Here is a 13,288-nt window from a genome sequence, read left to right on the forward strand (position 1 = left end):
CGGTCAGCGGCCTGAGGGGACGACGTCGTCGACCCCGTCGAGCAGCTCCTCGGGGAAGATGTCCGGGATCTCGGCGAGATCGTCGAACGGATTGGCGCCAAGTCCCTCCAACACGGCCATGCGGTCGCTCACCCGCCGCATGATCACGGAGACGGGCACATCGAGGGCCTCGGCGACCGAGGCGAGGATCTCGCTCGAGGCCTCCTTCTGCCCGCGCTCGACCTCGCTGAGGTACCCCAGCGCGACACTCGCACGACCGGCCACCTGACGCAGGGTGTGCCCCCGCTGCTGCCGAAGATCCCGGAGCACGTCACCGAGCTCCTGACGAAGCAACACCATCGGTTCTCCTCTCCGGCCTCCCGGGCCTCTGCTCTGCTCCTGCGCGGTGTGTCCGCGGTGTGTCCAGCGTAGTCCACACCCCCGTCATCCGGCTGGAATCGCCCGGAGATGACAGCCACCGCACAACCGGTCGGCGAATCCGCGCGCGCTCCTCATCCGAACGCCGCCGTCCCGACTGCTATTCCCGCCCTCCGGGGCCGCCCCCACCGGCCCCGGTACACTTGAAGTCGAGCGCGGCCGGTTCCGCGGGAAGAGGGAAGACTCGACGATGAGCAGCACATCCGACGCGGCGCAGCCCGCGAACACCGAGGTCTCGGCCCGCCGGGGCTTCCGCACCCGGCACCTGACGATGATGGGGCTCGGCTCCGCCATCGGCGCCGGCCTCTTCCTCGGCTCGGGCGCCGGCATCGCCACCGCGGGCCCCGCCATCATCGTCTCCTACGCCGTAGCCGGCGCGATCGTCCTCATCGTGATGCGGGCGCTGGCCGAGATGGTCGCCGCGCGTCCCTCCACCGGCTCGTTCGCCACCTACGCCCGCGACGCGTTCGGTCGCCGGGCCGGGTTCACCCTGGGCTGGCTGTACTGGTTCATGCTCATCATGGTGCTCGTCGCCGAGATCAGCGGCGCCGCCGGCATCCTCAACGCGCTCGTGCCCGCCGTGCCGCAGTGGGTGTGGGCACTGGTGTTCGTCGTCGCGTTCGGCGCGGTGAACCTGTGGGGCGTGCGCAGCCTCGGCGAGTTCGAGTTCTGGTTCTCCGGGGTGAAGGTCGCCACCGTCATCCTGTTCCTCGTCATCGGGGTGCTGCTCATCCTCGGCGTCATCGGCGACGGTGCCCCCGGCATGGCGAACCTGCTCGGCCACGGCGGCTTCGCCCCGCACGGCGTCGCCGGCATCGCCGCCGGCCTGCTGGCGGTGATGTTCTCCTTCGGCGGCATCGAGATCATCGCGATCGCATCCGCCGAGGCCGACCACCCGAGCGAGGCGATCCGGGCCGCCACCGCCAGCATCTTCTGGCGCATCCTCATCTTCTACATCGGCAGCATGCTCGTCATCACCACGCTGCTGCCCTGGGACGACGCGGCACTGACCGGCGCCAACGGCCCGTTCGTCGCCGTGCTGCAGCTGGCGCACATCCCGGCGATCGCGACGATCATGCAGATCATCGTGGCCCTCGCCCTGCTGAGCGCGTTCAACGCGAACATCTACGCCACCTCGCGCATGGCCTGGTCGCTCTCCACGGGCGGCGAGGGCTTCCGCCCGCTGCTGCGGCTCTCCCGCCGGCACGTGCCGGTCACCGCGGTCGCGGTCTCGATCGTGCTCTCGCTCGTGGGTGTGTTCCTGAACTGGTGGGTGCCTGGGCAGGTCTTCACCATCCTGCTCTCCGCCGTGGGCTCGGCGCTGCTGGTGATCTGGGTGATGATCCTCGCCAGCGAGCTGCGGCTGCGCCCGCGCCTCGAGCGGTCGGGCGAGCTGCGGATGCGGATGTGGGGCTTCCCCTGGCTGACCTGGGTCGGCCTCGTCGGCCTGCTCGGCTTCGCCCTGCTCATGCTCGCCGACCCGGCGGCGCGCCTGCAGCTGGTCGGCACCGTCATAATCACCGCGATCATCTGGCTCATCGGCGTCATGCACAGCCTGGTCACACGCCGACACGGCGCGCAACCGGAGGCCGCCAGCGCCTCCCCGGCAGAAGACGCCCAGGCGGCCCCGGGAGACCGCGCCCGCTGACCAGTCAGGGGCGCCGCCCGGTGGCCACCGGGCGCCCAGAGGCCGACCACTGGCTCCAAGAGCCGGGATAGAGTGCGGCCTCGACGCCGATGACGGCGAGCGCGAGCACCGTGTGCGAGGCGGTCACACCCGACCCACAGGAGACCCCGACCGGGCGGCGCCCATCGACACCGAGCGCGGCGAAGCGGGCGCGCAGTACCTCGGGAGCACGGAACCGGCCGTCGGCTCCGAGGTTCTCCGTGGTCGGCGCGCTGACCGCGCCCGGGATATGCCCGGCCCTCGGGTCGACCGGCTCGACCTCACCGCGGTACCGCTCCCCCGCCCGGGCGTCGAGCAGCACGCCGGATGCGGGCAGGGCGCCCGCCGCGTCGGCATCGAGCCGCGGCAGGTGTCCGGGGGCGATCCGCAGCGTCCCGGGGGCCGGGACCACTTCGCCCGGCTCGATCGGGAGGCCGGCGGCCCGCCACACGTCGAGCCCGCCGTCGAGCACCCGCACCTCGGCGACGCCGGCGTCGCGCAGCAGCCACCAGGCGCGCGCGGCGGAGGTGCCGCCCGCCGCGTCGCAAACCACGACCGGCCGCCCCGGCCGCAGTCCCCAGCGGCGCACCGCGCGCTGCAGGCGCTCCGGGGCGGGCAGCGGGTGGCGTCCCCGCTGCGGAGACGGCGGATCGGCCAGCTCGGTGTCCAGGTCGACGTACACGGCGCCGGGCAGGTGACCGGCGAGATACGCGCCGTGGGGATCGGTCGCGCCAAGCGTCCAGCGCACGTCGAGCACCGTCGGGTCGCCGCCGGACGCGAGGAGCGCGGCGAGCTCGCCGACGGACATGAGCGGCCCGGAGGCATCGGCCGGGACCGCCGCGGTGCCGGCGGCCGGGCCGGGTCGGGCGTCAACCGCCGCGACACCCGCGTCGATCCTGGCCCCCTCGAGGCCCGCGTCGTCCCCGGCCATCAGCGCAGCCCCAGATCGATGTGCTCCCACAGGTGATCGAGCGCGGCGGCCACGGTCGCCTCGCGGATCGCCTGCCGGCCGCCGCCGAAGTGGTGGGCGAAGTGCTCGACGCCCGACTCCGCGGCGAGTCCGATGAACACCGTTCCCGGCGGCTGCTCGTCCTGCCAGTCCGGCCCGGCGACCCCGGTCGTGGAGATCCCGACGACCGAGACGAGCGGACCCATCGCGAGGCGCTCGCGCGCGGCGAGCGCCATCTCCTCAGCCACCTGCGGATCGACCGCGCCGCGCTCCTCGAGCAGGGCCTTGTCCACGCCGAGCAGCCGGTGTTTCAGCGGCGTCTGGTAGGCGGTGATCCCGCCCAGCAGCACGTGGCTGGCGCCCGGCACGTCCGCGAGGGTCGCGGCCACGAGTCCGGCGGTCAGCGACTCGGCCACCGCGATGGTGAGGCCCAGCCGTCGGTACTGCTGGATGATGAACGCCTGTCGGCTGACCTGCTGCTCCTCCCTGGGATCGGTCATCATGCGCGTCCCTCCTCTCCCGACGCGCCGGTCGCGCCGGTCGCGTCGGTCCCGGCGGCGCGCTGCCGGTGCCCGCGCACCGCGTCGACGATGTACGTCACACCGCTGTAGACGGTGAGCACGACCGCAGCGCCGAGCAGCACCCAGGCCGTCCAGCGCATCCAGCCGATGTGGAGCGCGAACGGGCTGAGCGCCACGGCGATCGCGACCGACTGCACGACGGTCTTGAGCTTGCCGGCGCGAGAGGCCGGGATCACGAGCCCGGCGCGCAGTGCGACGATGCGATAGACCGTGATGCCGACCTCGCGCAGCAGGATGAGGATCGTCACGATCCACCACACGTCGCCGAGCACGCTCAGCCCGATGAGCGCGAGCCCCGTCATCCCCTTGTCGGCGATCGGATCGGCGATCTTGCCGAAGTCGGTCACCTGACCACGCGAGCGCGCGAGATGCCCGTCCACACCGTCGGACGCCATAGCCGCGATGAACAGACCCGTCGCCCACCAGCGGGCGGCGCCGCCGGCGTCGACGTCGACGAGCAGCAGCACGAGCACCGCCGGGGCGAAGAGGATGCGCACCACGGTGATCAGGTTCGGCAGGTTCCACGGCGACGGGCCCGTCCCCGGGGCGTGCGCTGCGGTGGGAGTGGTCATCATCGTCCGGTCAACCTCCAGGCGTCGTCGCCTCCGGGCACGTCAGAGCCGCGCGCCAGGTCGTCCAGGTCGACGTTCGGCACGACCGGACGGCGGGGGTCCCCGCCGCGCGCGTCGGGCCCGGTCGGGGCATGCTCGTCCGGACCGGTGTACCCGCCCGCACGCCCCGCCGCCGGGGCGGGACGGCCACCGGCGTCCGACGCGCCGGGCGAGCCCTGCGGCGCGGGCGCGGCGTCCGCGTCATCGTCGTGGATGGAGGCGCGCTCGCCGCGCAGGTACGCGAGCACGTTCGGCAGCAGCTCCGGCCCCACCAGCACGTCCCGGGCCTTGGAACCCTCGGACGGGCCGACGATGTCCCGCGACTCGAGCAGGTCCATGAGCCGCCCCGCCTTCGCGAAGCCGATGCGCAGCTTGCGCTGGAGCATCGAGGTCGACCCGAACTGGTTCGAGACGACGAGGTCGGCGGCGGCGAGCAGATCCTCCAGATCGTCGCCGATGTCGGCGTCGACGTGCCTGTGCTCGGCCTCCGGCGCCGTGGTGACGTCCTCGCGGTACTCGGGGTTCGCCTGCTCGCGGACGTGCTCGACGACCCGGTGGATCTCGTCCTCCTCGACCCAGGCGCCCTGCACGCGGGCAGGCTTGTTCGCCCCCATCGGCAGGAAGAGCGCGTCGCCCTGGCCGATGAGCTTGTCAGCGCCGGACTGGTCGAGGATGACCCGGGAGTCGGTGATGCTGGTGACAGCGAACGCGAGCCGGGAGGGCACGTTGGCCTTGATGAGCCCGGTGACCACGTCGACGCTCGGCCGCTGCGTGGCGAGGACAAGGTGGATGCCGCTGGCCCGGGCGAGCTGCGTGATGCGGACGATCGAGTCCTCCACGTCCTTCGGCGCGACCATCATGAGGTCGGCCAGCTCGTCGACGACCACGAGCAGGTAGGGGTAGGGGCGCAGCACACGCTTCGATCCCTCCGGCGGGGTGACCTCGCCGGCGATGACGGCCCGGTTGAAGTCGTCGATGTGCTTGTAACCGTACTGGGCGAGGTCGTCGTAGCGGTGGTCCATCTCCTTGACCACCCACTGCAGCGCGTCAGCAGCTCGCTTCGGGTTCGTGATGATCGGGGTGATCAGGTGCGGCACGCCCGCGTAGTTCGACAGCTCCACCCTTTTCGGGTCGACGAGGATCATCCGCACCTGGGCTGGGGTGGCCCGCAGCAGGATCGAGGTGATCATCGAGTTGACGAAGCTCGACTTGCCGGAGCCGGTGGAGCCGGCGACGAGCAGGTGCGGCATCTTCGCGAGGTTCGCGAGCACGAACCCGCCCTCGACGTCCTTGCCCACGCCGATCGTGAGCGGATGGTGGCTCTTCTGCGCGGCCGGCGAGCGCAGGATGTCACCCAGGTGCACGATCTCGCGATCGCGATTGGGGATCTCCACGCCGATGGCGCTCTTGCCGGGGATCGGCGAGAGGATGCGCACGTCGGCGCTGGCGACCTGGTAGGCGATGTTCTTGCTCAGCGCCGTGAACCGCTCGACCTTCACACCGGGACCGAGCTCGACCTCATAGCGGGTGACCGTCGGACCGCGACTGAACCCGGAGACCCTCCCGTCGACGCCGAACTGCCGCATCACCTCAGTCAGCTGCGCGATGACCTCGTCGTTGACCTTCGTGCGCGCCTGGGCCGGGGCGCCGCGGGAGAGCAGGTCGAGGCTCGGCAGGTGGTAGGGATGCTCGGGGTCGTCGAGCGCGCTGGGCTCGGGGGTGAACTCGTCGGGCTCGTCGGCGGGCGCCGCGGCGGTGTCGCCCGCGCCGAGCACGGTGGTCTGCTGGGTCGCCGCGTCATGGATCGTCGCGGCCGGCTCGTCGGGCAGGTCGAACAGCGCGGCGACGGCCTCGGTGTCCGTGCCGGCGGGCTCGACGGCGCTGGCGGCGGCGTGCTCCGCGCCCTCCGCCGCCTTCCGCGCGCGACGCTCCGCCCTGGTCGGGCGGGCGGGCGGGCGGTCCCGGGCCTTCTTCTCCGCGGTGAGGCCGGGGCCGTGCGGCGCGGCGGACGACGTGGTCGCCACCGCCTCGTCCGCGGGCGCGTCCATGTCAAACAGCGCGCGGTACAGCTCCCGCAGCCGTCGGCCGATCCGGTTCGGCGGGGTGCGGGTGATGACGAGCACGCTCAGCCCGAGCAGCGCGGTGAGCACCGGCACGGCGAACCAGGCGGTCAGGGCCATCGGCGCGACGGCGACGGTGTAGCCGACCACCCCGCCGGCCGCGGCGATCACCGCGAGGCCGTCGCTCGGGGCGGGGTTCCCCTGGGCGATCTGCCACAGACCCGCCTGCATGGCGATGAAGAAGGCCACGCCGATGCCGAGCCGCCCGGTGTCGGCGCTGCTCGCGGGGTGGTGGAACAACCACAGCCCGAGCAGGAAGAACAGCACGGGCAGCAGCACGGCGGATCCGCCGAACAGGGCGCCGAAGGTCACGTCGTGCAGCCACGCCCCGGCGGCGGTGCCGGGCAGGAACCACTCGACGACGACGCCCGCTGCGGCCAGCAGCACGAGGGTGAACGGCAGCCCGTCGCGGCGGTCCTCGGGCGCGACCCGGTCGGGCGCGAACGAGCGCGCCGCGGCGCCGACCCCGTGCGCGCAGGCGACCCACACCCGGCGTAGGAACGCCCCGAATCCCTCCCCCGCGGCGCGCTGCGCCCCGGTGTCGAGCACACGGGTCCTCGCCGTCTCGGGGGCAGACTTCTCGCGGGTTCGACGGGCCATGCCGTCAACGCTACCCGCCCCCGCCGACGGGCGCACGCGCACACGCGGGCGCCCGTCGTGGCGGTCAGTCGCTCTCGTTGACGATCTCGACGTCGTCGACGCTCTCGGCCTCGAGCACGATCGGCACGATCATCGGCTTGCGGTGCAGCTTCTGGCTCACCCAGCGACCGAGCGTGCGACGCACCACCTGCTGCATGGCCTGCGTGCTGCGCTCGCCCTGCGCGTAGACGTCGTCGAGCGCCTTGACGACCTTCTTCACGAGCGGCTCGAACACGCGGTCGTCCTCGGCGAGGCCGCGCGACTGGATGTCGGGGCCGACCACGATGTGCCCGGTCTCGAGGTTGATGCCCACGATCACGGTGATGAACCCCTCGGCGCTCAGGATGCGCCGGTCGCGCAGGTCGTCCTCGGTGATCTCGCCGATGGACGAGCCGTCGACGAAGATGTGGTCGTTGCGGTACTGCCCGGTGATCTTCACCCGGCCCTTCGCGAGGTCGACAATCGACCCGGAGTGCGCGATGACCACGCCCTTGGGCGCGATGCCGGTGGAGGTGGCCAGATCCGCGTTCGCGTGCAGGTGGCGCACCTCGCCATGCACGGGCATCGCCATCTTCGGCCGCACGACGTTGTACCACTGCAGCAGCTCGCCGGAGTTGCCGTGCCCGGAGACGTGCACGTGCGCGTTGCCCTTGTGGAAGACCTCGGCGCCCTTGTCGATGAGCTTGTTGATCAGCGCGTACACCGAGTTCTCATTGCCCGGGATGAGCGACGAGGCCAGCAGCACCGTGTCACCCTCCTCGACCGTGATCGAGGGATGCACGCCGTTGGCGATCCGCGACAGCGCCGCGAGCGTCTCGCCCTGCGAGCCCGTGCAGATGTAGACCACCTTCTCGCGTGGCATCTTCACGGCCTTCTTCAGGTCGACGAGCACGCCGTCGGGGATGTGCAGGTAGCCGAGCTCCTGGGCGATGCCGAGGTTGCGCAGCATCGACCGGCCGACGAACACGACCTTGCGGTGGGCCCGCGCCGCCGAGTTCACGATCTGCTGCACGCGGTGGACGTGCGACGAGAACGTGGAGACGATCACCTGGTGCTTCGCCTCGCGGATGATGCGATCGATCGTCGGGCCGACGCTGCGCTCCGAGGGCGTGTAGCCGGGCCGATCGGCGTTCGTGGAGTCGATCAGCAGCAGGTCGACGCCCTCGGCGCCGAGGCGACCGAGCCCCTGGAAGTCGGTGACCCGTCCGTCGATCGGGGTCTGGTCGACCTTGACGTCGCCGGTGTGCAGCACCGTGCCGGCCTTCGTGTGGATGCCGACGGCGAGACAGTCGGGGATGGAGTGGGTGACCGTGAAGAACTCGAGGACGAACTCGCCGACGGTGAGCTTGTCCCGGGCCTCGACCACGATCGACTCCGGGGTGATCCCGTGCTCCTTGAGCTTCGCCTCGGTCAGCCCGAGGGTCAGACGCGAGCCGATGATCGGGATGTCCGGGCGCAGCTTGAGCAGGTACGGCACCGCGCCGATGTGGTCCTCGTGCCCGTGGGTGAGCACGAGCGCCTCGACGTCGTCGAGCCGGTCGGCGATCGGGGCGAAGTCGGGCAGGATGAGGTCGACGCCCGGCTGGGTGTCCTCCGGGAACAGCACGCCGCAGTCCACGATGAGGATGCGCCCGTTGATCTCGAAGGTGGTCATGTTGCGCCCCACCTCGCCGAGCCCGCCGAGCGGGGTGATGCGCAGGGTGTCACGGCGCAGCTTCGGCGGCTGCTGGATCACTGTTGCAGACAAATTCAGCCTTTCCGGGCACAGGAGTGCCCCGGTTCATGAGCGCACGGACGGCGCTCCTCTTCCTCTCGGATCGCGAACCGCTCGCGATCGACAAAGCTCCTCGGCCGGATCCCCGGCCACTCGCCCGACCTCGCGGCGACAGGCGTCATGCGGTCACGCGTTGCGACGCGCCGCCCCCGGGATGCGCGGCAGCGCCCCGCCGGCCGCGGCATTGCGGTCGGGGCGGAAGTCGCTGAAGTCCACGCCCGGGATCTCGCCGACCTCGGCGATGTCGGCCTCGATGACCGCGGCCTCGGCCTCCTCCGGCCCCACGAGAGGCAGCCGCACCCGCGGGCTTCCGATGCGGCCGAGCCCGTGGAGGATGTACTTCGTGGAGACTGTGCCGGGGATGTGCGTCATGGTCGCGCGCACGAGCGGTTCGAGCGCCCGGTGCATCTCGAGTGCCTGAGCGAAGTCGTTGGCGTTGACGGCGTCGAACATGCGCCGGTAGGCGGCGGAGGCGATGTTCGCGGTGACGCTGACCACGCCGACCGCGCCGATCGCCGCGTGCGCGAGCGCGTGCGTGTCATCCCCCGAGTAGTAGGCGAGGTCGGTCTCGCCCAAGACGTGCGACACCTGGGCGAAGTCGCCCTTCGCATCCTTGACCGCGACGACGTTGGGATGCTTCGCCGCGCGCAGGATCGTGTCGTAGGCGAGCGGGATGCCCGCGCGCCCCGGGATGTCGTACAGGATGACCGGCAGGTCGGTCGCGTCGGCGACCATGCGGATGTGCGTGAGCACGCCCGCCTGCGTGGGCTTGAGGTAGTAGGGGGTGACGAGCAGGATGCCGTCGGCGCCGGCCGCCGCGGACTCGCGGGCGAGCTGGATGGCGTGCGCGGTCTCGTTGGAGGGCCCGCCGGAGATGATGCGGGCGCGGGAGCCGGCCACCTGCTTCGCGGTGCGCACGAGCTGGATCTTCTCGGCGTCGGTGAGCGTCGACGTCTCGCCGGTGGTGCCGCTGACGACGATGCCGTCCGCGCCCTGCGTCACGCAGCCGTCGATGAGCGCCTCGACCCCGGGCCAGTCGACCTCGCCGTCCGACCGCATCGGGGTGACGACGGCGACGAGAACCTGTCCGAGCTGTTCGATGACGTCAGAGTTGTGCACCGCGCCAGTCTACTCCTGATCCCCATCATGTGGGCCGGCGCCCGGCGACGACGCCGCGGCGGCCGTGCCGCGTCCGGCCCGCTCGGCCCGGATCGCGTCGACGATCGCCCGCCGGGCCTCCCGCCGGTGCCCGGCCGCGTCGAGCATGAGCCCGCAGCGCAGCAGAGACCTCCAGTCGTCGGGATGCGCGTCGGCGTCACGCGTGTAGCGCTCGAGGCGCCGCCCCGCGACAGCGCGGTCAGCTCGACCGCTCGGCAGCACCGGCAGGTCGTCGGTGGGCAGTCCCTCCTCCTCGGCGAGCCGCTCGATGAGCCGGTTCGCGTCGACCGCGAAGCGGATCTCCGCCCAGATGGCGTACACCCCGAGCAGCGGGAACAGCAGCAGGCAGACGCCCATCACCCGGGCGATCACGTCGTCGACGCCGATGAGGATGATCGCCCGCTGGAACACGACGAGCACGTACAGTGCGAGGAAGGCGATCATCGTCATCGCCCAGGCGAAGGAGCGACGCTGGCCGCGCCGGTCGAGCTGGGGCCCCGCGGTCATCGGGTCACAGTCCGATCACGTCGGCGAGCCCGACCGTCACGCCGGTGTGCTCGTGGGCGTGCCGGATGGTGCGGGCGATCCCGTCCCGATAGGCGTCGATGCTCAGCGTCTCGTGACGCAGCTGCAGCGTCTCGGCCGCGCCGCCGAAGACGACCTGCTGCACGGCGTCCACACCCTGCAGACGCAGCGAGTGGACGGGGATGCCCGCCACCGCCTGACCCCGCGCGGGCTGCTCCGGGTGCGGCTGGTCGTACGGACCGCCGTGGGCGTCCGCGATGAGCTCGGCCGTGCGAACGGCCGTGCCCGACGGCGAGTCCCGCTTGCGCGCCGGGTGCGCCTCGACGATCTCCACCGAGTCGTACAGCGGCGCGGCGAGCTCCGCGAACCGGGTGGCCAGCGCCGATCCCACGGAGAAGTTCGGGATGATGTCGAGCGCCGACCGCTCCACGCGCGAGGCGACCTCGGCGATCCGCTCGGCCGTCCACCCGGAGGTGCCGACGACGATGTCGAGGCCCGCGTCGAGCGCGTGCTCGACGATGCGGCGACTCGCGTCGTAGGTGGTGAAGTCCACGACGACGTCGGCGCCGTCCATGGCGGCGAGATCCGACCGGGAGTCGAGCGCGGCGTGGAGGGCGAGTCCGTCGTCGTGCTCGATGATGTCCTGCACGAGCCGGCCCATCCGGCCGGTCGCGCCGGTGACGGCGATGCTGAGAGTCATGGTCCCCATGATAGGGCCAGGCCCCGGCGGGTGGTGTGGGTCTCGATCCACCGGCCACGGGATGCCGCCGGACATCCCCGGAACCTTCGTCCCACGGGGCGACTCCGCAGGACGGGACCACGCCCGTCGGCCCGGCCCCGTCAGCGCAGGGGGTCGAGGCGGCGCACCACGTCGTCGAGCAGTCCGGAGGCGCCGAACCGCAGGCGGGCCGGGGAGATCGCGTCATCGCCGAGCAACGTCCGCGCCAGCCGCACGTACCCGGCCGCCTGGTCGACCGTGCGCACCCCGCCGGCGATCTTGACCCCGCGGGGCTGCCCCGTCTCGGCCTCCCAGTGCGCCACGGCCTGCAGCAGCACCGCGGCGGCCTCCGGCGTGGCCCCGCGCCGCCCCTTGCCCGTGGAGGTCTTCACGAAGTCCGCACCGCCGAGCAGGGCGAGGAACGCGCCTGCGAGCATGAGGTCATAGGAGGGCAGCTCGCCGGTCTCGAGGATCACCTTCAGCAGCGCGCGGCTGCCGTCGCCCCGCTCGACCAGGCGCCGGGCGTCGAACACCCAGGCGTGCACGTCGGCCAGGCGACCGCTCACGAGCGCGCCCCGGTCGATCACGATGTCGATCTCGTCGGCGCCGCAGTCGATCGCGTGCCGCACCTCGGCGACCTTCGCCGCCAGCGGCGAGCGTCCGTGCGGGAATCCGCCGGCGACCGCGGCCAGGGCGACCGGGGCGTCCGCCGCGTCGAGCGCCTGCCGTGCCGGGGCGACGAAGTCGGCATGCAAGCACACCGCGGCCGTCGGCGGCAGCGCCACGGCGTCCGCGGTCTCCCCGGCCGGGCGCACCGCCCGGGCGACGAGGTCGCGCACTCGCTCCGGGGTGTCGTCGGGGGCCAGGCTCGTCAGGTCGATCAGCCCGGTGAGGACGCCGAGGCCCGCGAGATCCACCGGCGGGCGCGCCTGCGCGAGCTGCGCGCTCACCCAGGGCTCGAGCTCCTCCGGGGCGACGTGCGGCACCCCGTCGATCAGCTCGTGCAGGCGCGCCTCGGTCGGCGGACCGTCGAGCAGGCGGTGGCTGGTCTCCAGGACGGTCGTCAGGTCGGTCATGCCGCAAGTCTAGGCCGCACCTCACGCCGCCCGGCTCGCGCCCGGTCGCGAGCGCCGGACCGCGGGCCGTCCCCCTCCGGCGGTCCCCGACCCGGCCGCGCCGACCCGCGCGACACGGAGCACGGTCGGTGCGCCCGCCCCGGCTACCATGGAGGCCATGCCCTCGAGTCCGCGTCGCGTCCCGCTCAAGCACGAGCGCATCGCCAAGGCCCTGCTCGAGCAGATCCGCCGCGGGGACTTCCCCGCCGACGAGCCGCTGCCGAGCGAGACCGCGCTGGGCCGGCGCTTCGCGGCCAGCCGCAACACCGTCCGCCAGGCGCTCGCCCTGCTCACCGACCAGGGGCTCATCGTCACCCGTCCCGGGGTCGGGTCGTTCGTGGCCTTCCGACCGGTCGACGAGCAGCCGCATCTGGGGTGGGCCGGGGCGATCCAGCAGCGCGGAGCGGTCAACCACGTGCGACTGGTGTCGATCACCGCCGTGGACGCCGACGCGCTGCCCGCCGCGATCGGCGCTGTCGCCCGTCCGCCCGCCGCGTGCCTGCTGCGCGTCGTGCGCGTGCGCAGCGTCGTCGGCGACCGGGTCATCTCGTTGGAGTGCTCGCTGCTGCCCGCCGTCCCGCCCCTCGCCGACCTGCCGGAGCGGGGCCTGGTCGACGACTCGATCGTCGCCACGCTCCGCTCCGCTGGGCTCACCCCTGCCTCCGGCGAGCAGTGGGTCGAGGTGGGCGCCCTCGACGCGGAGGACGCCGCGCTGTGGCGTGCGTGCACCGGGGCCGACGCCGGCCTGCCGGCCGGCGGGACCGTCCTCGTGTCCCGCTGCGTGACGCGGACGGCGGACGGCGCGCTCGCCGAGTACGTCGAGTCGCAGATGGACCCGGCCTACTTCCGCCTGCATCTGCGCTTCTGACCGGGGAGTGGGGATTCCTCCCCTCCCCTCGAGTCGTTCCACGTCGTACCCTGTTCCAATGACGTACGAAGAATCAGCACAGCAGCCCCAGCAGACCGCGCCTCCCCCAGCACCACTGGCACAGTTCGACTTCAGCACGATGCCGCC

General features: G+C 72.4%; 12 protein-coding genes. 2 read left to right on the top strand and 10 right to left on the bottom strand.

The window, feature by feature from the left end; translation table 11 throughout:
* Nucleotides 1-3: 3 nt before the first annotated feature.
* Entirely contained in the window at nt 4-339 is a 336-nt protein-coding gene (locus tag F8O02_RS05125; RefSeq protein ID WP_158036169.1) for a helix-turn-helix domain-containing protein, read from the bottom strand.
* Between the two features lie 268 nt (nt 340-607).
* Between F8O02_RS05125 and F8O02_RS05130 the strand changes: the two genes are divergently transcribed.
* Nucleotides 608-2,065, top strand: a complete 1,458-nt coding sequence (locus F8O02_RS05130) for an amino acid permease (protein ID WP_158036170.1) — start codon at nt 608-610, stop codon at nt 2,063-2,065.
* Between the two features lie 4 nt (nt 2,066-2,069).
* On the opposite strand, the gene F8O02_RS05135 is transcribed toward F8O02_RS05130, so the two are convergent.
* The 9 genes from F8O02_RS05135 to deoC form a co-directional block, all read right to left on the bottom strand.
* The gene (locus tag F8O02_RS05135) at nt 2,070-2,891 is read right to left on the bottom strand and encodes a sulfurtransferase (protein ID WP_218859821.1); all 822 of its coding nucleotides are present in this window, start codon (nt 2,889-2,891) and stop codon (nt 2,070-2,072) included.
* Between the two features lie 122 nt (nt 2,892-3,013).
* Complete coding sequence (locus F8O02_RS05140; RefSeq protein ID WP_158036172.1) at nt 3,014-3,532, bottom strand: CinA family protein; 519 nt, start codon at nt 3,530-3,532, stop codon at nt 3,014-3,016.
* A complete protein-coding gene (pgsA, locus tag F8O02_RS05145; RefSeq protein WP_318655770.1) occupies nt 3,532-4,188 on the bottom strand; it encodes a CDP-diacylglycerol--glycerol-3-phosphate 3-phosphatidyltransferase in 657 nt (218 codons plus the stop codon). The genes F8O02_RS05140 and pgsA overlap by 1 nt, the downstream gene beginning before the upstream one ends.
* Complete coding sequence (locus tag F8O02_RS05150) at nt 4,185-6,944, bottom strand: DNA translocase FtsK (RefSeq protein ID WP_158036173.1); 2,760 nt, start codon at nt 6,942-6,944, stop codon at nt 4,185-4,187. Before F8O02_RS05150 ends, pgsA begins: the two co-directional genes overlap by 4 nt.
* A gap of 64 nt (nt 6,945-7,008) precedes the next feature.
* Nucleotides 7,009-8,736 carry a ribonuclease J gene (locus F8O02_RS05155; RefSeq protein WP_404821179.1) on the bottom strand — a complete coding sequence of 576 codons (1,728 nt, stop codon included), beginning with the start codon at nt 8,734-8,736 and terminating at the stop codon, nt 7,009-7,011.
* Nucleotides 8,737-8,883: 147 nt separating this feature from the next.
* Complete coding sequence (dapA, locus tag F8O02_RS05160; protein WP_225734124.1) at nt 8,884-9,876, bottom strand: 4-hydroxy-tetrahydrodipicolinate synthase; 993 nt, start codon at nt 9,874-9,876, stop codon at nt 8,884-8,886.
* 9 nt (nt 9,877-9,885) lie between these two features.
* Nucleotides 9,886-10,422, bottom strand: coding sequence for a DUF485 domain-containing protein (locus F8O02_RS05165; RefSeq protein ID WP_225734125.1), 537 nt, complete (start codon nt 10,420-10,422; stop codon nt 9,886-9,888).
* Between the two features lie 4 nt (nt 10,423-10,426).
* The gene (gene dapB / locus F8O02_RS05170; RefSeq protein ID WP_158036174.1) at nt 10,427-11,140 is read right to left on the bottom strand and encodes a 4-hydroxy-tetrahydrodipicolinate reductase; all 714 of its coding nucleotides are present in this window, start codon (nt 11,138-11,140) and stop codon (nt 10,427-10,429) included.
* A 140-nt stretch (nt 11,141-11,280) separates the two neighbouring features.
* Nucleotides 11,281-12,234 carry a deoxyribose-phosphate aldolase gene (deoC, locus tag F8O02_RS05175; protein WP_158036175.1) on the bottom strand — a complete coding sequence of 318 codons (954 nt, stop codon included), beginning with the start codon at nt 12,232-12,234 and terminating at the stop codon, nt 11,281-11,283.
* A gap of 157 nt (nt 12,235-12,391) precedes the next feature.
* On the opposite strand from deoC, the gene F8O02_RS05180 reads away from it, so the two are divergent.
* Entirely contained in the window at nt 12,392-13,141 is a 750-nt protein-coding gene (locus F8O02_RS05180) for a GntR family transcriptional regulator (protein WP_179416353.1), read from the top strand.
* Nucleotides 13,142-13,288: the final 147 nt, after the last annotated feature.

This window comes from Pseudoclavibacter caeni (assembly GCF_008831125.1).
Classification (GTDB): Bacteria; Actinomycetota; Actinomycetes; order Actinomycetales; family Microbacteriaceae; genus Pseudoclavibacter_A; species Pseudoclavibacter_A caeni.